This is a genomic window from Marinitoga arctica (assembly GCF_054657315.1).
The window spans coordinates 16,294-42,466 of sequence record NZ_BAAHYY010000001.1 but is presented as its reverse complement, the minus strand read 5'-3'; the positions used below and the strand labels follow the sequence as shown (position 1 = coordinate 42,466).

At 27.3% G+C, this 26,173-nt stretch carries 27 protein-coding genes; 18 read left to right on the top strand and 9 right to left on the bottom strand.

The features are described from left to right. Window position 1: 1 nt before the first annotated feature. Window positions 2-556, bottom strand: coding sequence for a TIGR03936 family radical SAM-associated protein (locus tag ACYQ44_RS00215; protein WP_459994469.1), 555 nt, complete (start codon window positions 554-556; stop codon window positions 2-4). A gap of 89 nt (window positions 557-645) precedes the next feature. Here ACYQ44_RS00215 and ACYQ44_RS00210 point away from each other — a divergent pair, with 89 nt between their 5' ends. The 5 genes from ACYQ44_RS00210 (at window position 646) to ACYQ44_RS00190 (ending at window position 6,394) form a co-directional block, all read left to right on the top strand. Continuing rightward, window positions 646-2,667 carry a transglycosylase domain-containing protein gene (locus tag ACYQ44_RS00210; RefSeq protein ID WP_459994468.1) on the top strand — a complete coding sequence of 674 codons (2,022 nt, stop codon included), beginning with the start codon at window positions 646-648 and terminating at the stop codon, window positions 2,665-2,667. A gap of 13 nt (window positions 2,668-2,680) precedes the next feature. Then, the gene (locus tag ACYQ44_RS00205) at window positions 2,681-3,526 is read left to right on the top strand and encodes a cyclic nucleotide-binding domain-containing protein (protein WP_459994467.1); all 846 of its coding nucleotides are present in this window, start codon (window positions 2,681-2,683) and stop codon (window positions 3,524-3,526) included. Next, the gene (locus ACYQ44_RS00200) at window positions 3,519-4,019 is read left to right on the top strand and encodes a hypothetical protein (protein WP_459994466.1); all 501 of its coding nucleotides are present in this window, start codon (window positions 3,519-3,521) and stop codon (window positions 4,017-4,019) included. Before ACYQ44_RS00205 ends, ACYQ44_RS00200 begins: the two co-directional genes overlap by 8 nt. 141 nt (window positions 4,020-4,160) lie before the next feature. After that, entirely contained in the window at window positions 4,161-5,198 is a 1,038-nt protein-coding gene (tdh, locus tag ACYQ44_RS00195) for an L-threonine 3-dehydrogenase (RefSeq protein WP_459994465.1), read from the top strand. A gap of 11 nt (window positions 5,199-5,209) precedes the next feature. Continuing rightward, window positions 5,210-6,394: a glycine C-acetyltransferase gene (locus ACYQ44_RS00190; protein WP_459994464.1), complete on the top strand. Its 1,185-nt coding sequence runs from the start codon at window positions 5,210-5,212 to the stop codon at window positions 6,392-6,394. A 23-nt stretch (window positions 6,395-6,417) separates the two neighbouring features. Here the strand turns inward: ACYQ44_RS00190 and ACYQ44_RS00185 are convergent, their stop codons facing one another. Both ACYQ44_RS00185 and ACYQ44_RS00180 read right to left on the bottom strand, forming a co-directional pair. Beyond that, the gene (locus ACYQ44_RS00185; RefSeq protein WP_459994463.1) at window positions 6,418-6,597 is read right to left on the bottom strand and encodes a hypothetical protein; all 180 of its coding nucleotides are present in this window, start codon (window positions 6,595-6,597) and stop codon (window positions 6,418-6,420) included. Between the two features lie 7 nt (window positions 6,598-6,604). Then, the gene (locus ACYQ44_RS00180) at window positions 6,605-7,780 is read right to left on the bottom strand and encodes an ABC transporter permease (RefSeq protein ID WP_459994462.1); all 1,176 of its coding nucleotides are present in this window, start codon (window positions 7,778-7,780) and stop codon (window positions 6,605-6,607) included. 110 nt (window positions 7,781-7,890) lie between these two features. Here ACYQ44_RS00180 and upp point away from each other — a divergent pair, with 110 nt between their 5' ends. Continuing rightward, window positions 7,891-8,526, top strand: coding sequence for a uracil phosphoribosyltransferase (upp, locus tag ACYQ44_RS00175; RefSeq protein WP_459994461.1), 636 nt, complete (start codon window positions 7,891-7,893; stop codon window positions 8,524-8,526). A gap of 25 nt (window positions 8,527-8,551) precedes the next feature. Here upp and ftsY read toward each other — a convergent pair whose 3' ends face one another. Next, window positions 8,552-9,460, bottom strand: a complete 909-nt coding sequence (gene ftsY / locus ACYQ44_RS00170; RefSeq protein ID WP_459994460.1) for a signal recognition particle-docking protein FtsY — start codon at window positions 9,458-9,460, stop codon at window positions 8,552-8,554. Window positions 9,461-9,636: 176 nt separating this feature from the next. On the opposite strand from ftsY, the gene ACYQ44_RS00165 reads away from it, so the two are divergent. The 8 genes from ACYQ44_RS00165 (at window position 9,637) to eno (ending at window position 17,103) form a co-directional block, all read left to right on the top strand. Next, the gene (locus ACYQ44_RS00165; protein WP_459994459.1) at window positions 9,637-10,296 is read left to right on the top strand and encodes a DUF2225 domain-containing protein; all 660 of its coding nucleotides are present in this window, start codon (window positions 9,637-9,639) and stop codon (window positions 10,294-10,296) included. Further along, window positions 10,296-12,356: a LysM peptidoglycan-binding domain-containing protein gene (locus ACYQ44_RS00160; protein WP_459994458.1), complete on the top strand. Its 2,061-nt coding sequence runs from the start codon at window positions 10,296-10,298 to the stop codon at window positions 12,354-12,356. The genes ACYQ44_RS00165 and ACYQ44_RS00160 overlap by 1 nt, the downstream gene beginning before the upstream one ends. A 3-nt stretch (window positions 12,357-12,359) precedes the next feature. Beyond that, on the top strand, window positions 12,360-12,839 hold the full coding sequence (locus ACYQ44_RS00155) for an RrF2 family transcriptional regulator (RefSeq protein WP_459994457.1): 480 nt from the start codon (window positions 12,360-12,362) through the stop codon (window positions 12,837-12,839). Then, entirely contained in the window at window positions 12,799-13,890 is a 1,092-nt protein-coding gene (mnmA, locus tag ACYQ44_RS00150; RefSeq protein WP_459994456.1) for a tRNA 2-thiouridine(34) synthase MnmA, read from the top strand. Before ACYQ44_RS00155 ends, mnmA begins: the two co-directional genes overlap by 41 nt. A 1-nt stretch (window position 13,891) precedes the next feature. Further along, the gene (gene coaD, locus ACYQ44_RS00145; protein WP_459994455.1) at window positions 13,892-14,380 is read left to right on the top strand and encodes a pantetheine-phosphate adenylyltransferase; all 489 of its coding nucleotides are present in this window, start codon (window positions 13,892-13,894) and stop codon (window positions 14,378-14,380) included. A gap of 64 nt (window positions 14,381-14,444) precedes the next feature. Further along, the gene (gene tsf, locus ACYQ44_RS00140) at window positions 14,445-15,044 is read left to right on the top strand and encodes a translation elongation factor Ts (protein ID WP_459994454.1); all 600 of its coding nucleotides are present in this window, start codon (window positions 14,445-14,447) and stop codon (window positions 15,042-15,044) included. 50 nt (window positions 15,045-15,094) lie between these two features. Next, window positions 15,095-15,796 (top strand): UMP kinase, encoded by a 702-nt coding sequence (pyrH, locus tag ACYQ44_RS00135; RefSeq protein WP_459994453.1) that lies wholly within the window; start codon window positions 15,095-15,097, stop codon window positions 15,794-15,796. Between the two features lie 14 nt (window positions 15,797-15,810). Continuing rightward, window positions 15,811-17,103: a phosphopyruvate hydratase gene (gene eno, locus ACYQ44_RS00130; RefSeq protein ID WP_459994452.1), complete on the top strand. Its 1,293-nt coding sequence runs from the start codon at window positions 15,811-15,813 to the stop codon at window positions 17,101-17,103. 31 nt (window positions 17,104-17,134) lie between these two features. Here the strand turns inward: eno and ACYQ44_RS00125 are convergent, their stop codons facing one another. Genes ACYQ44_RS00125 through ACYQ44_RS00105 form a run of 5 tightly spaced genes read right to left on the bottom strand, consistent with a single transcriptional unit; the run spans window position 17,135 to window position 22,538 of the window. Then, window positions 17,135-18,823, bottom strand: a complete 1,689-nt coding sequence (locus ACYQ44_RS00125; protein WP_459994451.1) for a hypothetical protein — start codon at window positions 18,821-18,823, stop codon at window positions 17,135-17,137. Window positions 18,824-18,835: 12 nt separating this feature from the next. Then, window positions 18,836-19,834, bottom strand: coding sequence for a M42 family metallopeptidase (locus ACYQ44_RS00120; protein WP_459994450.1), 999 nt, complete (start codon window positions 19,832-19,834; stop codon window positions 18,836-18,838). A gap of 2 nt (window positions 19,835-19,836) precedes the next feature. Continuing rightward, window positions 19,837-20,886, bottom strand: a complete 1,050-nt coding sequence (locus ACYQ44_RS00115; RefSeq protein WP_459994449.1) for a M42 family metallopeptidase — start codon at window positions 20,884-20,886, stop codon at window positions 19,837-19,839. Next, window positions 20,879-21,913 carry a M20/M25/M40 family metallo-hydrolase gene (locus ACYQ44_RS00110; protein ID WP_459994448.1) on the bottom strand — a complete coding sequence of 345 codons (1,035 nt, stop codon included), beginning with the start codon at window positions 21,911-21,913 and terminating at the stop codon, window positions 20,879-20,881. The genes ACYQ44_RS00115 and ACYQ44_RS00110 overlap by 8 nt, the downstream gene beginning before the upstream one ends. Window positions 21,914-21,926: 13 nt before the next feature. Next, window positions 21,927-22,538: a septum site-determining protein MinC gene (locus tag ACYQ44_RS00105; protein ID WP_459994447.1), complete on the bottom strand. Its 612-nt coding sequence runs from the start codon at window positions 22,536-22,538 to the stop codon at window positions 21,927-21,929. Window positions 22,539-22,756: 218 nt separating this feature from the next. On the opposite strand from ACYQ44_RS00105, the gene ACYQ44_RS00100 reads away from it, so the two are divergent. From ACYQ44_RS00100 to mce, 4 genes are read left to right on the top strand one after another with little or no spacing between them, the layout of a single operon-like run. Next, entirely contained in the window at window positions 22,757-24,439 is a 1,683-nt protein-coding gene (locus ACYQ44_RS00100) for an acyl-CoA mutase large subunit family protein (RefSeq protein WP_459994446.1), read from the top strand. Between the two features lie 32 nt (window positions 24,440-24,471). Next, window positions 24,472-24,870: a cobalamin B12-binding domain-containing protein gene (locus tag ACYQ44_RS00095; protein WP_459994445.1), complete on the top strand. Its 399-nt coding sequence runs from the start codon at window positions 24,472-24,474 to the stop codon at window positions 24,868-24,870. Next, the gene (gene meaB, locus ACYQ44_RS00090) at window positions 24,848-25,780 is read left to right on the top strand and encodes a methylmalonyl Co-A mutase-associated GTPase MeaB (protein ID WP_459994444.1); all 933 of its coding nucleotides are present in this window, start codon (window positions 24,848-24,850) and stop codon (window positions 25,778-25,780) included. Before ACYQ44_RS00095 ends, meaB begins: the two co-directional genes overlap by 23 nt. After that, window positions 25,761-26,168, top strand: coding sequence for a methylmalonyl-CoA epimerase (mce, locus tag ACYQ44_RS00085; RefSeq protein ID WP_459994552.1), 408 nt, complete (start codon window positions 25,761-25,763; stop codon window positions 26,166-26,168). Before meaB ends, mce begins: the two co-directional genes overlap by 20 nt. Window positions 26,169-26,173: the final 5 nt, after the last annotated feature.

Sequence of the window (26,173 nt, the reverse complement as noted above, 5' to 3'; positions counted from 1 at the left end):
ATTATTCCCCCCAAATCACATCATAAACAAAAGGAAAAAATATAAAAGATTCATTTATATTATTAAAAATTTTCCAAATATTATATATTTTATTATTCTCTTGTTTATATTCTAACACATAAATCCCTTTATTATTTTTTTCATATTTAATTTCAATAAATTTATTTTTTAACACTTCATCGATTTCCAATGTATCTTTAAGTTTTAAGAACAAGTTTTCAGATATATATATTCTAAACAAATAATATTTTATATTTAGTTTGTAATTTTCCTCTACTGATTTATATTCTATTAATTCAAATCCTTCAGATACATAATTATTAAAGTCTGAAAAATTTTGTTCTTTTTTAGTATTTAATACTATATACAAGCATCTATTGACATATCCTAACGGAATAGCTTGAGATATAGCCAATTTCGGTTTAGAATGGAAACCCTGAGTATACTCCATATCTATTTTAGCTCTTCTAAACATTCTTTCTATTTCTTCTAAAGTATCATTATGAGAAATAAATGTTGATTTTCCAAATTTTTTAAATTTTAAAAGATATTTCAAAACTCTCACTCCATTATATGATATAATTAATTAAGCAAAAACTATTATATACTATTTTTATTAAAATAATTTTAAATGGAGGAATTACTTTGAAATATTTTCTTTCTGGTATTATAATAGTATTAATTATTGGAATTATGCTTTTTTCCTATACTTATACTATTTTTTTAAAAAAATCTATTTTCTCTATTAATAGCAATTACAACACATACGTTTTTTCTAATGAAAATGAGATATTGCCGCCAAAATTTAAATATGTGAAATTATCAGAAACTCCTATAGATTTAATTTTTACTTTATTATGGTCTGAAGACAGAGATTTTTTTGGCCACCCTGGATTTAACTTAAAAGGCTTTACTAGAGCAATTATCACTAACTTAACTCAAGGTACTTCATATGGTGGAAGTACTATAACTCAACAAGTTGTAAAGAATATTTATTTGTCGCAAAGAAAAATAATATCAAGAAAAATATTAGAAATTTTTTTATCTTTTTGGGTAGAAAAAAATTATACGAAAAATGAAATATTAGAATCATATATTAATATAGCTTATCTTGGAAATAACATAAATGGATTTGGTGCTGCTGCTGAAAGATATTTTGGAAAAAATTTAAATAATTTAAATTTAGCTGAAATTTCTGTTCTTGTTGGAATTATTAATGCTCCTGAATACTATAATCCTTACAAATATCCTCTAAGAGCAAAAAATCAAGGTTTGATTATATTAAATTCTTTATTTAATAATCTAATTATTTCAAAAGATGAATATAAATCATATACACAATTATTAAATAATATTAATTTTAAAAAAATTTTTTTTGATGAAAATAACTTCCAATTATTACTTGCTATAAAAAATGAAGAAAAAAATCTCAATCTAAATGGTGGAGGCTATATAATAAAGTCCACTATTGATAAAGATTTATTTGAAACAATAAAGGCAACCTGGGAATCTTCTCAAAGTGCTATAATAATGGATAATAAAACTGGAAAAATCATTAGCTTTTTTGGAAATCAATATGATGTTTTCTATTCCAATAGGCAAATAGGATCCACTATAAAACCTTTTTATTATCTTTTAGCTTTGAATAAGGGATTTAATATTAATACTCCTTTACTTGATGAACCAATGAAAATAGGTGATTGGGCGCCTCAAAATTTTGAAAAAACCTTTAAAGGGAAAGTTTCGCTAAGAGATGCTCTTATTCATTCTATCAATATTCCTTCAATACATGTATTTCTAAGTCTAGAAAATACTCCAGAGAAAGCAATTTTTACTGTAAAAAATTTCTTAAAAGAAATAGGTATAAATGGATTTTATCCTAATGATATAACTTTATCTTTAGGAACTTTAGAAAGTAATGTATATAATATAGCTAAGGCTTATTCAATATTTCCTAATTATGGATTAATACCTAAATATTACTTAATAGAAGAAATATATGATAAAAAAGGAAATTTAATTTATAAAAAATCTCCAGAAATTGATAAAAAAATTCAAAATGTAAGTAATAAATCATATAGTCTCATAAATGATCTATTAAAGGATGTTGTCAATGAAGGAACTGCAAAAACTTTATTTTCTAAAAATACTGATTTTCATGGAAAAACTGGTACTGCTGAATATTCTGTATGGTTCTCAGGTTATGATGGAAAAATTGTAATTTCTACACGAAAAGATGGAAAATTTTTATTGTCTACAAAACACGCAATTCCAATTGCCAGAAAAATTCTTAATAATTTTTATTCATACACATCAATAGTCAAAGTTCCAACCTTTTATGTTAATTCAATTAATAGTAAATCTCAAGACATGTTTGAAACTTTCATCTCTAACAAGTTTAATATCTCAAATCTCTATCTTAGTAAAAAGAATTATATTGTTAACATTCAAAATTATGAATTTTTATTCCCTGATCTTTTTATAAAATACAAAGAAAATATTGAAAAAAATACAATTCATATGTTTGAAAAAGATAAAAATAATATAAAAGAATATAAAAATTCTTTAGATTTAGGAGAAGAAAATACTTATAACAATTTTATTAATGAAAAGTTTTTTTTAGATTATTATTTTCCTGATTTGTTCAATGTTATAAAAAATGATTAAAGAAGGTGTTCTCATGAAAGAATTTTTTAATCCAGGAGAAATTTTATTAAAAGAAAATGAAATATATAATTTTTGTTATTATATTATTTCCGGAAAAGTAATTACATCTCTTAGAAACCATGAATTAGGTGCTGGTGAATTTATAGGTGCATTAAGTTTTTTAACTGGAAAACCTTTATTAGAAAATTTTATCGCAAACACAAAAGTTGAAGTTTTAAAATTTGATAAAAATACTATCCAACAAATCATTGATGAGAAGGAATTTTCATTATTTTTAGAGCACATATCAAAACTATATGTTAATCTTTCATTTAAAAGCCTATTTGGTGTCACTCCGAATATATATGAAATGTTGATTTCTAAAGCCAGAACATCTAATCGAAAAGATTTAATTGAAAATTTTGAACTTGATGAAACAGATATAATACTAACTGAATTAGACCAAATTTTAAATGTCGGTGAAATTTTCGAAACGGAACTCCCTGAAGATCCTAATATTACAACAGAAACATTCAAAACGCTATTTAATAAAAATAATGTAGATCCAGCTGAAATAATAGTTTTTATAACCAATTATATAAGAAAATACAATGGAACTCCTCAACTTTGCGAAGATTTAATTTATGGTTTTGAAAAATCAATAGAAATTGAAGATAGAGCTCTTGTAAAATATTTTTTATATTTATCCACTATTTATTGCGAAGATAAATACAGAATAAGGGATATTATCGAAGAATATTTAGAAATATTAAGGTTTTGGGGAGTACCATCATGGGGTGAGATGTTAATTCGACTTGAAAATTATGATATTTATCTAAATATTTTCAATGAAAAGAATGTTGGTGAGAAAAATGATTGAATGTGAATTAATCACAAATCTCTCAAAAGAGGTTAGAGAAATTGCATATGTTCAAACTGGAATGGTCATTTCTGTTATTAAATACGGAGATGAAGAAAAATTAGGCCAAGTATTTTGTGAAGGTGATTATTTTGGCCTTGATTCCTTAACATTTGGTATTAATTTAATTGACTATTACAAAGTTGTGGGGAAAACTCGTTTCAAAAAAGAATCTTATGATCTATTTGTTGCAATTCTAAAAGATGAAGATTATTATAATAAATTTTTTTTAAATCTTAAAATTACTTTTTTAGAGATTGCATCATTTATACAAAAAAAGAAAGAAGAAGTATTATTACTCAACTTGAAAAAAGTTTATAATAGAAATAAAAACTTAAAAGGTCTCCCAAAAAATTTCATATTGAATTATGTTGAAAAAAACAAAATAAACATTCTATTAGAAAATAACCTCATCACAGAGGATAATGATTTTTATTATTATAATCCTAAGTAAAATGATTATTTTTTAAGATTATTACTGTACAAAAACCATAATAATGAATAACCTGAAAAAAATGACATTGAAATTTTTTTCATTTTTGAGTTAAACTATTATAAATAACTTAAATAAGGATGGTGAAAAATCTTGGGAACTATGAAAGCTATTGTAAAAAAAACTCCTGAAAAAGGATTTGTATTAGATGAAGTTCCTATACCGGAAATAAAAGAACCAAACGAGGTTAAAGTAAAAGTTATTAATGCCTCTATTTGTGGAACTGATTTACATATATGGAAATGGGACGAATGGTCTCAACAACGAATTAAAACTCCTCAAATAGATGGTCACGAATTCGTAGGTGAGGTTGTTGAGATTGGTCCAATGGTTAAAGGATTAAAACCAGGGGACATTGTTGCTGCTGAAACTCACATTCCATGTGGCGTTTGCAAACAATGCAAAACCGGTAAAATGCATGTTTGTAAAGATATGAAGATATTAGGTGTAGATAGAGACGGAGTTTTTGCAGAATATGTTGTTGTACCAGAAATCGTATTATGGAAATTAGATCCTTCAATTCCTAAAGAATACGCCTCAGTTATGGAACCATTAGGAAATGCTATTCATACTGTAACTGCTGTTGATTTAAGGGGAAAAACTGTTTTAATAACGGGAGCTGGACCAATAGGAGCTATCGCTGTTCAAGTTGCAAAAAATTCTGGTGCCGCTACAGTTATTGTTAGCGAAGTTTCTGAATATAGAATAAAAATGGCAAAAGATATGGGTGCAGATTATATAATAAATCCTGCCGAAAAAAATTTAGTTGATGAAGTTATGAAATTAACAAATGGAGATGGGGTTGATGTTTTATTAGAAATGTCTGGAAATCAAAATGCATTAAATGATGGAATTGAAGCCTTAACTAATGCTGGTGAAGCAGCAATATTAGGCGTATTTCCTACAAATCCAGTACCTTTTGCAATGAATACAGCTGTATTTAAAAATATTACAATTCATTGTATTACTGGAAGGAAAATGTTCGAAACATGGCAAATTGCATCAGAATGGCTAAGAACAAAAAAAATTGATTTATCTAAATTAATTACTCATATTTTACCTATGGAAGAATTTGAAAAAGGATTTGAATTAATGAATTCAAAAAAGAGCGGAAAAATCATATTAAAAATTTCAGAATAAGGGGGTATATTATGAATTTCTATGAACAATTAACCAATGAAATGAATGAATTAAAAGAAAGTGGTTTATTTGTTACCATAAGAACATTAAATAGTGCTCAAGGAGCATGGTTTGAAGTAGATGGGAAAAAAGTTTTAAATCTTTGTTCAAATAACTATTTAGGCTTTGCAAATAACGAAAGATTAAAAAAAGCTGCTATTAAAGCTATTGAAAAATATGGTGTTGGGCCCGGTGCAGTTAGAAGTATAGCTGGTACAATGGATATACATCATCAACTGGAAAAAGAACTTGCTGAGTTTAAAAAAACCGAAGCGACTTTGGTTGTTCAGTCAGGATTCAATGCTAATCAAGCTGTTATTCCTGCAATTACTACTGCTGAAGATGCTATACTTTCAGACGAATTAAATCATGCGAGTATCATTGATGGAGTTAGATTATCAAAAGCTAAAAAATATGTTTGGAAACATAAAGACGTTAAAGATTTAGAAGAAAAACTAAAAGAAGCAAAAAATAATGGCGCAAGAAGATTGTTAATAATCACTGACGGTGTGTTTAGCATGGATGGAGATCTTGCCCCATTACCTGAAATAGTGGAAGTTGCTGAAAAATACGAAGCTATTGTCATGGTTGATGATGCTCACGGCGAAGGTGTTCTCGGAGAAAGCGGTAGAGGTATTGTTGATCATTTCCATTTACATGGTCGTGTTGATATTGAAGTAGGAACATTATCAAAAGCGTTTGGTGTTGTTGGTGGATTTGTAGCTGGAAAAAAAGAATTAATTGATTATTTAAAACAAAAAGCAAGACCTTTCTTGTTTAGCAGCTCACTGTCTCCAGCCGAAGCAGGTGCTGCATTAGAAGCTGTAAGAATTCTTGTTGAAAGCGGAGAAGTTGTTAAAAATTTATGGGATAATGCAAAATATTTTAAAGATAAATTAAATGCTCTAGGTTTTGATACATGGCATAGTGAAACTCCTATTACACCTGTTATGTTATATGATGCAAAAGTCGCAAAAGAATTTAGTTTAAAATTATTTGAAGAAGGTATTTTCGCTCAATCAATAGGATACCCAACTGTTCCTAAAGGGTTAGCAAGAATTAGAGTTATGATTAGCGCAGCTCATACAAAAGAGGATTTAGACTTTGCTGTTGAAAAATTTGAAAAAATAGGGAAAGAATTAAATATTATAAAATAATAATGAGTTATATCAAGGCGCACCTATATTTTAGGTGCGCTATTTTTTTCTAATCTTTCATTTACCTTTATCTCTGTACCCTTTATTATTCTTATTATATTTTCAATATGTTTCGGAATTACTATTAAGAAAATTAATGCCCACAATAATAAATCAAAATCAAATACATTAAAATAAGCCAAAATTAAATACAAATATTCCATTAAGTAACTACTTTTTCTCTATATATGACAACGAAATTAAACTAATAAAAAATGAAGATATTGTAAAGAACAACATAATATATATATCTTTGCTTACCATCAGAAGATCATATTTTAATAAAGCAACTTTCCTTAAAGAATCCACCGAATACTTTATAGGTAATAAATATGACCATTTATACCACAAAGAATCTTTGGGGATAGAAACCAAAACATCTCCAAATAATACCATCATTCCTATAAAAATAGCTAATAAAAATGTTGTTGTTCTTGTTGTTTTTGAAATCGATGAAATTAATAAACCAATAGATGCAAACATTACAACATTTAAGATTATCAATATCATTAAATAAATTTCATTACCCGCAAAATTACTTCCATAATATTTAAAAATGTAAAAAGTTATAGTACTTGATATTAATCCTAAAATTACATATGTTAATAATTTATATAAAGAAAATTCCCATATTTTTAGACCATTAGCTCTATAAATATCTAATAAACCATTTTCCCTTGTCTGTGAAATGGAGATCCCTATTCCACCCATAGAAAAAATTAATATCAAAACTAATATTGCAGATGGTGCCAACATATCTTGAAAATCTAAAGATGCCCTTTCAATATTTTTCAAACTGCCATTTTTTATATTTGGAATTTGGATTTTTATTTCTGGAGGCTTTCTGTTTTTGTCAACAGAAATACCTCCTTTTAAAAGAAATTGTGTTGTGGATCCTACTGAAATTTCTGGAATCCCTGACAATTCATTAAATAAAGCTTTTACAACGGTATAAATAGCTACACTACTATCTAAATCATTAGGATTTGGAACTAAAATCAGATTAGTATCTTTATAATCTTTTAAATTTTCCATAAATCCTTTAGGAATTATTAATATAGAATCATATTCATTACTTTTTACAGCTTCAACTAATTCAGATTGAGATGTTATCTGAACTGCATCTTTCCATTTAAAAAATTGACTAAGAAATAAAAAACCAAATTTACCTAAAAATGAATTATCCTCATTATAAACAGCTATTTTATAATCAGCAAGCATATTTTCCGGAAATAAGTTAGATCCCAAATATGATAACAAAAAAGGAACTAATATCAGAGTTAATATAAATCCTTTATTTCTAAAAATTTTTACTAATTCATATTTCATTAATGAAAGTATTTTCATTTTACCACCCCTATTTTCTAAATCTTTATATATTTTATCAAAAAAAGTAAATTGTTCAAAGCATTTTTATGGTATAATTGTTAAAAGAATATAAAAAAGGAGGCACAAAAATGGATTTCCCTAATCTTACTGTTGTTAATCACCCTTTAATCAAACACAAATTAACTATTATGAGAGGTAAAGAAACTGGCCCAAAAGAATTTAGAGAATTGCTAAAAGAAATCACTCTCCTTCTTACATATGAAGCTACTAGAAACTTGCCAACAATAAATGTTGATGTTGAAACTCCAATTCAAAAGACTAAAGGTGAAATGGTTGAAGATAAAAAAATAACCATAGTTCCTATCTTAAGGGCTGGTCTTGGAATGATGGATGGAATTCTTAGTCTTGTACCTAATGCAAGCATTGGTTTTTTAGGAATTTATAGAGATCCCGAATCCTTAAAGCCTGTAGAATATTATTTAAAATTTCCACCTTTTTCAGAAAATCATTATGTTTTCATTGTCGATCCAATGTTAGCTACTGGATTTTCTATAAGATATGCAATAAAAAAAGTAAAAGAATTTGGAGTTAAAAATATAATTGTAATGTCCTTACTCGCAGCACCTGAAGGAGTTAAAAACATAGAAAATGAGTATCCAGATGTAAAAATTTTTACTGCTTCACTTGATGAAAAACTTAATGATCATGCATATATTATTCCTGGACTCGGCGACGCTGGAGATAGATTATTTAGAACTAAATAAAATAACCGATGCATTTGGGCATCGGTTATTTTTCTTCAATACCTAACAACGCATTACAATATTCTTTAGGATCAAAAATTTGTAAATCATCTGCCTTTTCTCCAACTCCTATAAGTTTAATAGGTATTTTTAATTCTTGATTAATTGCAAATGCAATTCCTCCTTTTGCTGTTCCATCTAATTTAGTCACTACTATCCCACTCAAATCTATAGCTTCTTTGAATACTTGAGCTTGAATAATACCATTTTGTCCCGTAGTCCCATCCAATACCAATAACGTTTCATGTGGAGCATCAGGAATTACTTTTTGAATTACTCTTTTTATTTTTTTTAACTCCTCCATTAAATTACTTTTTGTATGCAATCTTCCTGCAGTATCAATAATAACTACATCTTTATTTTTTGCTACCGCATGATTCAATGCATCGTAAGCTACAGCTGCCGCATCTGAACCATGCGAATGTGCAATAACATTTATACCTAATCTATTTCCCCATTCTTTTAATTGTTCTATAGCAGCGGCTCTAAATGTATCTCCTGCTGCAAACACTACTTCTTTACCTTTCTCTTTATACATCCTTCCTAATTTTGCTATAGTTGTAGTTTTTCCTGTTCCATTAACACCTACAACTAAAATTACAAACGGTTTTTCATTTGGATTAAAATTAATTGGATTATTATCTAAATGCTCAACCATAATGTCTCGCAACAATAAAAGAGGATCTTCACTTTTTTCTTTTTTATATCTTTCTTTTAATTTTTCTAAAATATCTTTTGTTGACTCTACTCCAACATCTGATAATATCATTATTTCCTCAAGTTCTTCTAATACCTCTTCATCCAATTTTCTACCTGCAAATAACGTTTTTATATTCCCAAAAAACTTTTCTCTAGTCTTTTTTAATCCATTCGCAATTTTATCAAAAAAACCCATATTCAACCTCCTGCTCTTTTTATATCATTTAGATTTTTTTTTATCATTTTAATTTTATCATTAATTTCTGTTTTTTCAAAGAATATATTGTTATATTAAATTTAATATATACTATTTGGAATTTTTTCATTGAAATGGTAAAATATTTTCATAGAAGAATTTTAAGGGGTGTTAATATGGGAGATTTTTGGGAAGATGTTACAACATGTCCTTTATGCGGAAAAAATTTTTCATTTACAAAAATAAAATACGATAGTATAATAGTAAAAAAATATGAAGATGATTTAAAACCTATTTATAGTGGTCCTAATCCATTAAACTATTCAATTTTAACCTGTCCAAAATGCGGGTTTACTTATTATTCAGATAAATCTGGAGATTCATTAAAAAAAGTTTCTAAAGAACAAAAAAACAGTCTAAAGGAATATTTAAAATTAAGTAGAAGTAAATTAGGAAGAATTGACAACTCAAAAGACAAATCCATTGATTTTTTAAAAAAACAGTATGCCCAAGCAATAGTTTTATACAAAATAATAGATAAACCGGAAATAGTAGCAAAAAGCATGATTAGGCTTGCATGGATTTTTAGAGATGAAGAAAAAATCAAAGAAGAATTGAAACTATTATTCTCGGCAGTAGAAATTTTAGAACAAAATTTTAAAAATCTTAATTCTGATGAAGATTTAATTTTATATTACTTTTTTAAAGGGTATACACATCTAAGAATAGGAAAGAAAAAAATAGCAAAAGAGTTCTTCAATAAATTAATTGCTAGATATAAAAAATCTAATAATCCTTATGTAAGAAAAGCTGAATATTTGAAAGGAGAGCTATAATGAAAAAGTTGCTACCTGTAATATTATTAATTATACTATTCCTTAATTCTTGTTCTTTGTTTCAAAACACACCAACAATTACGAATGATAGAGTTGATAAAATAGAGCAAGAAATTGCGTTATTAAAATTGTCTTTAAATAATCAAGAAAAAAAATTAGAGTTATTAAACAAAAAATCTGAAGATCTTTCTTCTAAAATATCAAATCTTGAAAAAGATATTGATTTTGTTTTTTCTTCTATAGAAGCATCAAACAGCAAGACTTCTGAAAAACTATTATCGTATAAAACAGAATTAACAAACATAAATAAATCTATTGATTTATTAAAAAAACAAATTTCTGATTTAAAAACTGTTCAAGAAAAAAATATATATACAGATATATTGAATTCAATGGAAAATCGTATTTCGGACATTGAAAAAAATATATACACTTTAGATAACGAGACTTTAAAAAAAGATTATTTTTATAATATCTCAAAAAAATTTATAACAAAAGATTCTACTTTTATTTTAAATTTACAAAATGAATTTTATTCTTCTCTAAATTCAAGTATAACGGCTGTCGAATCATTAATAGAAAAAAAATATTATAATATAGATAATAATATAGTTGACATTACAGATAAAATTTCAACATTAGAAAAAAATTATAATTCTTTAACAAAAGAGATTGATAAAATATCGAATAGTCTTTATACAATTTCCTTAGGTGCAACAGAATTAAAAAACACTATAGATCAATCTGTAAAATCTAATTTAGATAATCTATTAAAAACTGTTAATTCTTTAGATAAAATATGGCAAATAAATTTTGAAACTTTAGAAAAAGATTTAGATACTTTAAAAAATGATTATTCTCAATTCAAAGATTTAACCTCTGGTATTATAAATGAAGAAAATTTAAAAAAATATGTTTATCAATCTGTAGAAACCGAGACTCAAAGAGAAGTCGCTAAATTATTTTATAAAACAAAAAGTGAAGAATTATTAAAGATTAAAAATCTTGAGGAAAATTTAGATAAATTAGATAAAAACATGAAAAATCTACAAAATTCATTTGAATTATTATCTTCAAGACCACCTAATACTATAGATGAAAAATATAAATCCAAATTAGAAGAATTAGAACGCGAACTAACTAATGCTTTAATATCATTCTCCAATGCAGAAATAAAAAATCTATTTGGATCAAGTGATCAAATTATTTATCAAGTTAAATCAGGGGATACTTTAAGTCAAATTGCATTAACTTTTGGTTTAGGTTATAATGGTATAGATTTAATAAAAGTTGCCAATAATATTGATGATCCAAGAACAATTCGTGTTGGACAGAAATTAATAATTCCCGTTAACAATATAGAAAATTTCTTAAGATGGCCATTGAATTACACAAATCCTTCTGATTATGAACGTATTGTCATAAGATTTGGAGATAGAATCTCAACTGGTATCTCCGTTGGTTTAGGAATATTACCTTTAAAAGATGAAGCTGTATATCCTGCTTTACCAGGAAGAGTTATTGATACTGGAAAATATTTAAATAATTCCTTTTATATAAAAATTGATCATGGTAGTGGTGTTATAAGTGTTTATTCAAATTTGTTTAATATTAATGTAAAAACAGGAAAATGGGTAGATTCCGAAACAATTTTAGGCAATGTAAAAAAAGATAAACTATTTAATTTTGAGATTTGGAAAAATGGAGAACCTAAAGATCCTATGAAATTATTTTTCAAATACCTTGGAAACTTCAAAGCGACTTTTTATACTGAATGGGATGATAAAATTATTTATTACCCAGCTTTTAGATTAACAAAATCTCAAAACGTTCCACGACCTTGGGTTACCGTAGCAGCAGATCCAAATTTTTTACCTTTAGGTACAGTGGTATATATACCTGAATTTAGAAATTCACCAAATTTTGGTTTTTTTGAAATTGAAGATATTGGTTCAAAAATAGTAGGAAATAGATTAGATATATATATTAACGATGTAAGACTTGCTCAAAATACACAAAATGTTAGTGTATACATTGTTGGTAAAAAAAATAGGAGGTAAATTATGGGCTTAACAGTAAAAAGCAGTTATGCATTAAGAGCTTTATATGAACTTGCATTATTTCATAAAAATGGGATAGAGAGAGTTTCAATAAGCGAATTATCAACAAAGCAAAAAATACCTAAAGATTTTTTAGAAAAAATTTTTAGTGAATTGCGTGAATATGGTATAGTAGATTCAGTTAGAGGTAGATATGGTGGCTACTCATTAAGTAGAGAACCTGAAAATTTAAAATTAAGCGAAGTAATATATATTCTCGATAAACCTTTTCAATCGTATGAATGTGTTGTATCTGGAAGATGTGAAACTCTAGGATCAGATTGTGCTGTTGGTTATGTTTGGAAAAAAGTAAACACAGTATTAATGAGTGAATTGTCAAAAATTACTTTATCAGATTTGATTGAAATTGGAGAAAAAATAAAATTAATGGGAGGAAATACAGTTGAAGAAAAAATTAATAATGCTGATGAGCGGAGGAGTTGATAGTTCTGTTTCTGCTTATTTAGCAAAAAAAATGGGATATGAAATAATTGGTATTCATTTTAAAACTATTCCTGATGAAGTTTTTTTAAAAATCCCTGAAAAGAAAAAAATATGTTGTAGCCCTTCCGATACTTATGATGCTATGCGAATCGCTGATAAATTAGGATTTGAACTAAAAGTTATTAAAATTTATGATGAATTTAGAGAAAAAATAATAAAATATTTCATAAATGAATATAAAAAAGGAGTTACTCCAAATCCATGTATGTTATGTAACAAATATTTCAAATTCGGACTGGCAATTGACCTACTAAAAGAGTATCAAGCAGATTATGTTGCTTCAGGTCATTATGCTATAAGAGAATTTTCAGAGAAATATAATACCTGGGTAATAAGAAAAGGTATTGATATTTCAAAAGACCAATCCTATTTTTTAGCTTACATTAATAAAGAATATTTACCAAAAATTTTATTTCCTAATGGAACCTACACAAAAGATGAAATTAGAAAAATTGCAGAGAAATTAGATCTTAATATAGCAAAAAAAATTGATAGTCAAGAATTATGTTTTATTCCAGATAATGATTATCGACGTTTTTTAAAAGATAATAATATAAATATTTCAAAAGGTGACGTATTGGATTTAAACGGAAATAAAATAGGAGAACACTCTGGATATACAAATTATACTATAGGCCAAAGAACTGGAATTTTATATTTTAAAAATCCAAATATAAAAATGCATGTATACAAAATAATCCCTGAAAAGAATCAAATAATAGTTGCTCCAACAAACAAAGTTTACTTTAAAGGATTAATAGCAAAAGATTTTAATTTTTTAGTTAACTTTCAAAAAATTGAGGCTAGATGTAGAATCCGAAAAAGAAATGAAGAAAAAGACGCTTTAATAGAAAAAATTGACGAAAGAAAAATTAAGGTAACATTTAAAGAACCTATTTTTGCAGTTACACCTGGGCAATTTGCAGTTGTTTATGATAAAGAAGGTATTATTTTAGGTGCAGGCAAAATAGAAAAATATCTGGAGGTATAATATGTCAAAAGCAATATATCCAGGAAGTTTTGATCCTATAACATATGGTCATTTAAATATCATCGACAGAGCATCTAAGATATTTGATGAATTATATATAGTTGTTTTGCATAATGTAAATAAAAATTATTTTTTTAGTTGCAACGAAAGAGTAGAAATAACAAAAAACGCATTAAAAAATTATAAAAATATTCATGTTGAAAGTTATGAAGGCTTATTGGTTGATTATGCTAAAATGAAAAAAATAAATGTTGTTATCCGTGGTTTAAGGGCTGTTTCTGATTTTGAATACGAATTACAACTTGCAAATGCTAATAGATCTTTACATGAAGATCTTGAAATATTGTTTTTAATGACAGATACGGAATTTTCATTTATTTCTTCTACCATTGTAAAAGAGGTAGCTAAATTTGGCGGAAATATTTCTCAATGGGTACCTAAAAATGTAGAAAAATCTATAATTAAAAAAATTAGTAATAACAATGTTTAAAAAAAGAAAAATAATTATGTTAAAATCACTTGGAATTAAAGAAAATTATTAGGAGGGAATTGAAATGGCTATTACTGCTGCTGATGTAAAAAAATTAAGAGATGCTACTGGTGCAGGCATGATGGATTGTAAAAAAGCTTTAGTTGAAGCTGATGGTGATTTCGATAAAGCTGTTGAAATTTTAAGAATAAAAGGCGCTGCTAAAGCTGCAAAAAAAGCTGGAAGAAGTGCTGGAGAAGGTATTATTTATTCATACATTCATCATAATGAAAAAATTGGCGTTTTATTAGAATTGAATTGTGAAACTGATTTCGTTGCAAGAACTGAGGAATTCCACGAATTAGCTAAACAAATCTCTTTACAAATCGCTTCTATGAGACCAAAATGGGTAAAAAGAGAAGAAGTACCCGAAGAAATTATTGCTAAAGAAAAAGAAATATACAAAGAAGAGATGAAAGAATCAGGTAAACCTGAACACGTTATTGAGAAAATTGTTGAAAATAAAGTTAATAAATTTTTTGAAGACAATTGCTTGTTAGAACAAGAATTTGTTTTTGCAGAAAAGAAGGGGACAAAAATAAAAGATCTTATTACTGAAGCTATTGCAAAAATAGGGGAAAATATTCAAGTTTCAAGATTTGCTAGATTTGAAATCGGTGAATAATTAAGGGTGGTTTGTGTCCACCCTTTTTTTTAAGGAAAAGGGGGAATATTATGTATAAAAGAATATTATTGAAGCTTAGTGGAGAAGTGTTATCTGGTGAAGATAAAAAGGGTTTTGATGAACAATCACTTGAATACCTAGCTAAAGAAATCAAAAATGTAGTTAAACATGGAATAAAATTAGGTATGGTTATTGGGGCAGGAAATTTATTTAGAGGTCGAGAATTACAAAATGTAACGAATAGTATAGGTGATCATATAGGAATGTTGGGAACAGTTATAAATGCCCTTTATTTAAAAGACTACTTTGAGAAAAAAGGAATTAAGACTGTTGTTGTTTCACAAATAGTGAATTTACCTTCTGTACGAATTATTCACTATGATGATATTGAATTATATTTTAATGCGGGTTATGTAGTAATATTTGCTGGAGGGACATCAAACCCTTTTTTTACCACAGATACCGCTGCTGCATTAAGAGCTGTTGAAATGAAAGCTGATGTTTTAATTAAAGCTACAAAAGTCGACGGTATTTATGATAAAGATCCTAAAAAATTTAAAGATGCAAAAAAATATGATAAAATATCATATGATGATGCTATAAATCTTGGATTAAAAATTATGGATACAGAAGCTTTTTCTATATGTAAACGTTATAAAATGCCTATAATTGTTCTAAATTTCTTTACGAAAGACAACTTAATAAATTCTTTATTGGAAAATTCAAATGTTGGTACTTTTGTTAAACCTTAGGGAGGTGGAGAAACATGTGGTATGATGAAATTGTTGCAGTAAGCGCAAGAGAAGTATTAGATTCAAGAGGAAATCCAACTGTTGAAGCAGTTGTAGAATTAGCAAGTGGTGCTATGGGAAGATCTATTGTTCCTTCAGGAGCTTCTACTGGAAAATTTGAAGCTTTAGAATTAAGGGATGGTGATAAATCAAGATTTAAAGGTAAAGGTGTATTAACTGCTGTAAAAAATATAAATGAAGTTATTGCAAAAGAATTAGTAGGGTTTAATGTTTTTGATCAACCATTAATTGATAAAGTTATGTTAGAATTAGACGGAACAGAAAACAAGTCAAAATTAGGTGCTAATGCTATTTTAGCAGTTTCTATGGCTGTTGCAAGAGCTGCTGCAGATTCATTAGGAATTCCTTTATACAAATATTTAGGCGGTCCAAACGCAAAGGTTTTACCTGTTCCTTTAATGAATATAATCAATGGTGGAGAACATGCTGATAACAATCTTGATATTCAGGAATTTATGATTGTTCCTGCAGGATTTAATAAATTTTCAGATGCATTAAGAGCTGGTGCAGAAGTATTTCACTCATTAAAATCTTTATTGAAAAAAGAAGGCCATGTTACAGCTGTTGGTGATGAAGGTGGATTTGCTCCAAATCTTAATTCAAACGAGGAAGCTATTCAATTTATTATTAAAGCTATTGAAGACGCTGGATACAAAGCTGGAGAACATGTATTTATAGCTTTGGATTGTGCAGCTTCTGAATATTACAATGAAGAAAAGAAAGTATATAATATTGATGGAAAATCTTTAACCGCTGATGAAGCTATGGAATATTATGAAATGTTAATAGATAAATATCCAATTGTTTCTATTGAAGACCCATTTGATCAAGAAGATTGGGAAGCATATTCAAAATTCACTTCAAAAGTAAGTAATAAGGTTCAAATTGTTGGTGATGATTTATATGTAACTAATGTTAAAAGATTACAAAAAGGAATTGATTTAAAAGCTTCAAATTCTATTTTAATCAAATTAAATCAAATAGGTTCAGTAACAGAAACATTAGACACAATGGAATTAGCTATGAAATCAAATATGACAAATGTTGTTTCACACAGATCTGGAGAAAGCGAAGATACATTTATTGCTGATTTAGCTGTTGCTATGAATGCAGGATTTATAAAAACTGGTTCCTTATCAAGAAGTGAAAGAATTGCAAAATACAATCAATTATTAAGAATTGAAGAAGAATTAGGTGAAGTTGCAGAATACAGAGGTTTAAAATCCTTTTATTCTTTAAGAAAATAATCTTTAGCGGGCTCTTTAGCCCGCTTTTGTTTTAATATATGTTTTCCAAGTTTTCCCATTGTTCATTAAGAACTCTTTCTATCTCTCTGAATAATTTCTTTTTCTTACTTCCATACTTGGGAACATTAAATAAAATATATTTTATATCCATTCCTTCAAAATCCATTAAAATATTTATATAATCTACTATTTCACGCATAAATGTTTCATTATGAATTAAAAATATATAATTGTTATTATATTTAATTATATAACTTTTAAATATTTTTATGTCTGGCAAATTTGGGAGTTTATCTTTAAATTTCAAAATTATTGTAGTCTTAAAATTATAATTAAAAAATAATTTTTCAAAATACTCTTTATTATAAATAGTACTCATTTTCATATACAATTCTTTTAACATGTATATAATTCCATCAAGAACATATTTGAATTCAAAATCCCCAAATTTCTTCTCTTTTATTATAATAATTCCATCAAAATCAAATATTTTTTCTTCAAAACTATGTTTATAAACATTTTTTGTAGTTTCTAAAAATCCTATTATTTCTTTAGATACATTTATATTTTCAGAACTATATATCTCATATGCTGAATAATTTATATCACTAATTTGCTTTTTAAAAAAAGAAAAATATATTATATCGTCATGAAGTTTAATAACTTTCATCAAATTATTTTCCAAATCCTCAAAAGTTTTTATTTCTTTAAAAAGGTATTGTCTTGTATAATTTATCCTTTCAATTGTTTTATCAACAATTTCAACGTCATCTACACCTAAGTTATTAGAAATTTTTTTTAATTGACTAAAAATATAATCTTCATATTTAAAATATCTTCTCATCCATATAATTAACACATTAGAAAAAAACAATGTTAACAATAAAAAATATAAAAATGAATATTTTAAAATATATTTATTTTCAAAAATTGATAAAACATATACACTATTTCCAAAATTAGTCTTTTTTATACTATATATTTTCCCATTAAAATTAAAACTACTATTTCCCTCTTTAGATAAAAATATTTTAGAATAAATAAAATATGGTAAAGATAAGTTAGGCCAAATTGTTTTTGTTTTACTATCTACAATATAAAATTTTAATTCATCCATAAAAAATGTTGTTAAATAATCAAAATTTATATTTATTTCAAGAGTAATAAATCCAGAAGGTATTTGATTAACCCCAAAAAGATAAGTTGAAATATATATATAATTATTATTTTTAATTTGAAAAATAGGTGAATACATAATTATATTTTCACTATTATCAAGTTCTGTTAAGTTATTTTCAAATAAACTAAGGTTCAATAAATTAGCATTGCGAGGGTATATTATTTCATGATCAAAATTACTTATAATTATATTCCCCTTAAAAAGAAGCATATCTTTTTTTTCTTGAATATATTTCTCCAGTTTATCATAAGTACTTTTATATAAAAATTCTTTATTTTTTTCATAACTTGGTATTATATATATTAAAGACTTAGAGTAAGCATTTATATTCAAATCATTACTAAAATTTTTTGCTAAATCTATATATTTAGAGCTATATTCACTAACTATTTTAACTGCAGAAATAGAAGAACGGTCTACTATTTCTTCAACCGTTCTTTCTAAATAACTGGTATTTAAATAAAATATTATTAAAAATAACCCAATAAAAATACTCAAACTTATTAAGAAAAAATCTCTGAATGATCCTTTATCCTTCATTTAATCACCATATTATTTATTAGAGAGAGCTAAAACAAATTTAACAGTTTCCTCAACATCGAACATAGAAACCATCTCATGAGGTGTATGAATATATCTTGTTGGAATAGAAATTGTACCTGAAGGTATTCCAGATTTCGTTACCTGATAACCGCCTGCATTTGTTCCGCCAAACAATAAAACTTCCATTTGATGTTTTATATTATTTTCTTTAGCTGTTTCTTTTAAATATTCCACAACAAATTTATCACTTACTGTATATCCATCTTTTATTTTTATACATGGTCCTTCATTTAATTTCATTGACATTCTCTTAAATGCTTTAGGTGTATCTGCTGCTGCTGTCACATCTAATGCAATCGCCATATCAATATTATAATTATATCCTGCCACAGATGCTCCTATAAGACCAACTTCTTCTTGAACTGTAAATGAAAAAATTAAATTATTTTTAGGTTTATCAATTTCTTTTATAGCTTTTATCATAATAGCACAACCTACTCTATCATCTAAAGCTTTTGAAATAATTTTATCACCTAAATCATTAAATTGCGAATAATATGTTCCAAAAGTCCCTATAGGTGCTATTTTTTCTGCTTCATCTCTTGAATCTACACCTATATCAACATATAATATATCAAAATTAATATTATTCATATTTTTAGAATATTCCTCTATAGTTTCTCCTTCAAAACCTACAACTCCTATATGACCATTAAACTGAACCTTTGCTCCAATTAAAACTCTTGGATTAACCCCTCCTACAGGTTCTACTCTCAAAAATCCATTGTCTGTAATATGAGTTACAACTAATCCTATTTCATCCATATGAGCATCAAATAATATTGTTTTATCACTTACACCTTTTTTTAAAGCAATTAAATTACCCAATTTATCAACTTTGTATTCATCAACATAATTTTTAATTTCATCTATTATAATATCCCTTATTTCCTTTTCTCTACCACTAGGTGATTTTGCTTCAGTTAATTTTTTTATTAAATCTTTCATTATTATAAAATCCTCCCTTCAATTACTAAATATTCGAGCAATTTATAACCATTAATATAATCATTAATATCTATAACCGTATTTGGTGAATGAATATATCTTGAAGGCACTGCTAAAATACCAGATGGAATTCCATCCAAAGTTATAGCCAATCTTCTTGCATCTGTACCTCCAGCTGTTCTCATTTTAAATTGCAACTTAATATTTTTTTCTTTTGAAACATTCAATATTTTATCAAAAATTTCTTTTGATAATACAACTCCTGAATGCATAAAAAACGTAGCTGGACCATCGCCTAAATGAGTAGCCCATTTATCTTTATCTAGTAATGGATAATCTCCAGCAGTTGTTCCCTCCAAAACCAATGCTACATCTGGTTTAATTCTGTGTGCCGCTACTCCACTACCTCTTAATCCAACTTCCTCTTGAACTACAAATGCAAAATAAGTATCATACTTTGGTTTATTACCTTCAGATATTTTATCTATAAGATTCATCATCCATGAACATCCCGCTCTATCATCAAAAGCTTTTGATACTGCCCTATTTCCTTTTATATTGAATTTAGTATCAAATGTAACCATATCTCCTACCTTTATTTTATTTTTAATTTCTTCTTTAGAAAAACCAGTATATATTCTAAATTTTTCATATCCTGGCTTTGATTTTCTCTCATCTGGGCTCAAAAGATGTATAGGTTTAATTTGAACAACAGATAATAATTCTCCATTAACTCTTAATCTCTGAGCAAAAACTACTCTTGGATCCACCCCGCCGACTGGAGAAATATGAAATGTTCCATCATCGTTTACTTTAGTAACCATAAACCCAACTTCATCCATATGTGCTAATAGCATTATTTTTTTAGATGAATCTTTTCCACTTATTTTTGTAATTAAATTGCCCATCACATCAACGTGATATTCGTCTACTTTATCTTTTATTTTCTCTAATATGTACTCTCTAACCTTATTCTCTTTGCCAGAAATCCCCGGCAATTCAGTTAACTCTGGTAAATATTTTAATAAATCATTTTTTAATAACTCATTCACCTTCTTCACCTTCTTTACCATAATCTGCTATAAAATTAGCTATAAGCATTGCTGATGTATCAATATCAGAAGGATCAACTATTTCTACTGAAGAATGCATATTTAAAATAGGTATAGAAATGCCTATTGTTTTTATTCCTTCTTTAACTATTTGAACAATATCAGCTTCAGTTCCGCTTCTTATTGGTAAAGGTTCAAGTTGATATTTGATATTATATTTTTGAGCTATTTTAATTAATTTTTCTGTTACTTCATTATTCATAGTTGGACCTAAAGCTATAGCAGGACCCTTACCCATTTCTATTTTCTCAAAATGAGCTGGTGTATCACTTCCAAAAGTTACATCCAATATAATTCCCACCTCGGGATATATTTCATACCCTGTTCTTTTTGCTCCTTTTAAACCTATTTCTTCACCTTGATTAAATAGGAAATATACTGTCTTATCTTCTAATATATATTTCTCCAAAAACTCTAATGTTTTCAAAAGTACAGCACACCCTGCTCTATCATCAATAGCCTTACCTGTAACCTTACCATTTATCTCTTCTGCTTTTACATCAATAACTCCAATATCACCTACTTCAATACCTTCAGTACCCTCATCTATAGAAAAATCTACATATAAATTATCGAAACTTGGAGCAGAATTTCTGTGTTCTATTTTTTGTAAATGTGGTGCCAGCATACCAACTAATCCTAACTTAACACCTTTTTGAGTATAAAACCTAACTCGTTTAGCAATTAAAGTTCTTGGGTCTACTCCCCCTATTGTATGAACCATAGCAAATTGATCATCAACTATTTTAGAAATTACTAAACCAATTTCATCCATATGAGCAAATAACCCTATTTTCTTATCACCATTTCCATATTTTAATCCTAACGAACCATTTCCAACATCTAACACTTCTATTTTTTTTGAAATTCCTTTAGCAATCTCTATAATTCTCTTCTTTACTTCATTTTCATACATTGAAATACCATCTGTATCACTTAAAATTTTTAAAATTTCAATACTTTTCATCTTCAGACCTCCATTATAATTCTATAGGCTCAACATTTATTTGATCATTATCATAATGTATTGAAACAGGACCTTCCGGCCATGCATAATTATTTAACACTATTCCACAAATTTCTACAAGAGGAGAATCCATTTCCGATGCTACTATAAATGTATTTTTATGTTGAGTCATTCCAACTCTTACAGTTCCTTTTACCTTTCCAAATACTATAACACTTCCACCTGCACGAATTTCTGCTCCTTGATTAACATTACCAAATATTATTATATCACCTGGATTATCTAAAATCTGACCTGATCTTACATGTTTTTTATAAATATTTGTTCCACTTAATCTGAATTCCCTTTTCTTTTTTTTGATTTCTGGCAAATCTTCAAAATATGCACCAGACAAATACAGTTTCTTTTCTTTAGCTAATTTACCAATTTTAGGAACTATTGAATACATCTCAGGATTTTTCACTAAAACATAAAATCCATCACCTTCAGAAAAAAAATTACTTAATTTATCAAGGTTTTCAGAAAGTTCTTCTAAAAGTTGCTTTTGTGTAACATTTTTTTCCAGAAAAAAAATGATGTCTCCATCAATAAACTTTGGATATACTATTTCATTTTCTGAAGCCATACAAAAAACCTCCCGTAATTTTCAATTAATTTCTATATTATATAATAACATATAATTATTACTAATGCCAATTTATTATTCTTATAATATAGAAGATAATCCTTAATTATTGACTTAAATTATGTTTTATTGCTATTTTTTTTATTAGCAAAAAAAAGAAAAATATTGTAAAATATAAAAGGATATATTTTACCATAAAATAATTATGGAGGTGCCTTATGTTTAATGAAGATAAAATAAAAGAAATTTCGGAAAAGAAAAAACAATGGGAAGAAACAACTTTAAAAAAGACATTAGAAAAATTTCCTGAAAGGAAAGAATTTTTTAAAACCACATATAATGAAGAACTTAAAAGATTATATACTCCAGAAGATATAAAAGATTTAAATTACATTGAAGACATTGGGTTCCCTGGTGAATATCCATTTACCAGAGGAGTACAACCAACAATGTATAGAGGAAGATTTTGGACAATGAGGCAGTATGCAGGATTTGCAACTGCTGAGGAATCAAACAAAAGATATAAATATCTTTTAGAACAAGGCCAAACAGGTTTATCGGTTGCTTTTGATTTGCCAACACAAATAGGATATGATTCAGATCATTCTATGTCAGAAGGAGAAGTAGGAAAAGTTGGTGTAGCTATAGATTCCTTAAAGGACATGGAAATATTATTTGATGGAATTCCACTCGATAAAGTTAGTGTATCTATGACAATAAATTCTACAGCCTCTATATTACTTTCTATGTTAATTGCTGTTGCTGAAAAGCAAGGAGTCCCTAAAGAAAAGTTAAGAGGAACTATACAAAATGATATTCTAAAGGAATATATTGCTAGAGGTACTTATGTATTCCCACCTGAACCTTCAATGAAAATAATTGTAGATATTTTTGAATATGGTTCAAAATACTTACCTAAATTTAATTTAATTAGTATTAGTGGTTATCATATTAGGGAAGCTGGCGCAAATGCTGTTCAAGAAGTAGCATTTACATTAGCTGATGGTTTGGCATATGTTGAGGCTGCTATAAAAGCTGGTTTAGATCCAAATGTATTTGGAAAAAATCTTTCTTTCTTCTTTAATGCCCATAATAATTTTATTGAAGAGATTGCAAAATTTAGAGCTGCTAGAAAATTATGGGCAAAACTTATGAAAGAGAAATTTAATGTAACTAATCCTTCAGCATTAAGGTTAAAATTCCATACCCAAACAGCAGGTTCTACATTAACTGCCCAACAACCATTAAATAACATTATTAGAGTAACAATGCAAGCATTAGCTGCTGTATTAGGAGGTACACAATCATTACACACAAATTCATATGATGAAGCATTGGGATTACCTACTGAATTATCAGCTACTATTGCTTTAAGAACTCAACAAATTATTGCTTATGAATCAGGGGTTACTGAAACAATTGATCCATTCGCGGGTTCATATGCAATAGAAGCTTTAACAAAAGACATAGAAGAAAAAGCCTTAAAATATATAGATAAAATAGAAAAAATGGGAGGCATGGTACGAGCTATTGAAGATGGATATATACAAAAAGAAATTTTAAATTCTGCATATGAATCACAATTAGCAGTTGAAAATTCAAACCAAATAATTGTAGGTTTAAATAAATTTACTGTTGAAGAAGAACAAAAATCTGGTACTATACTTAAAGTTGATCCAGAGGTTGAAGAAAGACAAAAAGAAAAATTAAAAAAATTAAAAGAAGAAAGAAACAACAATTTGGTTAAGAAAAATCTTTTAAAACTAAGTAATGCCGCTGAAAATAAAGAAAATATTATGCCATATATTTTAGAAGCTGTAAAATCATATGCTACATTAGGTGAAATTACCGACGTTTTAAGAGACGTTTATGGCGAATATCATGAAGCTGTAATATTATAATAATATAATATGAAAAAAGAGGAGGACTAACAATGGACAAAATCAGGGTATTAGTTGGAAAACCCGGTTTAGATGGTCATGATAGAGGAGCAAAAGTCGTTGCTAGAGCATTAAGAGATGCAGGAATGGAAGTTATATATACAGGAATCAGACAAACTCCAGAAGATATAGTTAATACAGCTTTAGAAGAAGATGTTCAAATAATTGGTTTATCTATTTTATCAGGCGCTCACATGAAATTATGTGAAAAAATACTGAATTTATTAAAAGAAAAAGATGCTAATATTCCAATCTTTTTGGGCGGAATAATACCAGAAGATGATATACCTAAATTAAAAGAAATGGGTATAAAAGAAGTATTCGGTCCAGGAACACCATTAGAAACAATAATTAGTAAGGTGAAAGAAATTGCAATTTCAAAAAAAGCTTGAAAAAACAATAGAAAAATTTAAAAATGGAGATAAATATGCACTTGCTCAAGTGATTTCTCTTGTGGAAAATAATATAAATTATGCATGGGATATCATTTCTCAACTCCCAATACCAGAAAAAGAAACTCAAATAATTGGAATAACAGGAAGTCCAGGAGCTGGAAAAAGTACAACATTATCCAAAATGGTGAATAAGTGGAGTAATGAAGGATTAAAAATAGGTATTATTGCTGTTGACCCTTCAAGTCCTTTCTCAGGAGGAGCTTTTTTAGGGGATAGAATACGTATGAGAAATCTTTCTGGAAAAGAAAATATATATATAAGAAGTGTTGCTTCAAGAGGTAGTGTAGGCGGTTTATGTGATTCAATTTATGACATAGTTGACGTTATGAAATCATTTGGTTTTGATAAAATCATAATTGAAACTGTCGGAGCTGGCCAATCAGAAATTGAAGTTATATTTGTAGCAGATACAATTCTCCTTGTATTATCACCTAATACTGGAGACGAAATACAAATGTTTAAAGCAGGAATTATGGAAATTGCTGATGCTTATATAGTAAATAAAATTGATTTACCAGAAGCAGACAAATTCATTTTACAATTGAAAAATACCTTATCTTTAGAGAGTGAATCAAAAACAAAAACTATTCTCCCTGTTAGTGCTATAAAAAATGAAGGAATTAAAGAAGTTATTGATTGGATTACTTATCACTTTGAAGAAATCAAAAAATCTGGTGAATATAATTTTAGAAAAAAAAGAAGAATAAAAAGAAGAGTTAGGAGCTCAATAATTAGAAATATTGATGATATAATTGAATCATCTAGCTTGGATTTCAAAAATATGACAGATTTAAAAGAAAAAATACTAAGTTATATTTGCGAGGTGAATAAAGGTGAAAAAAATTGATCATATTGGAATAGCTGTTAATTCAATAGAAAATGCCTTAAAATTATATAAAGGTTTATTAGGATTAGAAATAACAGGAGAAGAAATTCTTAAAGATAGAGGATTAAAAGTTGCTTTTATTGAAATTGGGGATACTAGAATAGAATTACTACAACCATTAAATGAAAATTCTGAAATTTCTGGTTTCTTAACTAAAAAAGGTGAAGGAATACATCATATTGCTTATGAAGTTAAAGATACAAAAGAAATGATTGAAAAAGCCAAAGATTTAGGATTAAAACCTTTAAGCGATGAACCCAAACTTGGTGCTCATAATACAAAAGTTGTATTTTTGCATCCAAAAACAACAAATGGAGTTCTTGTAGAATTAGTAGAACATAACAAATAATCAAT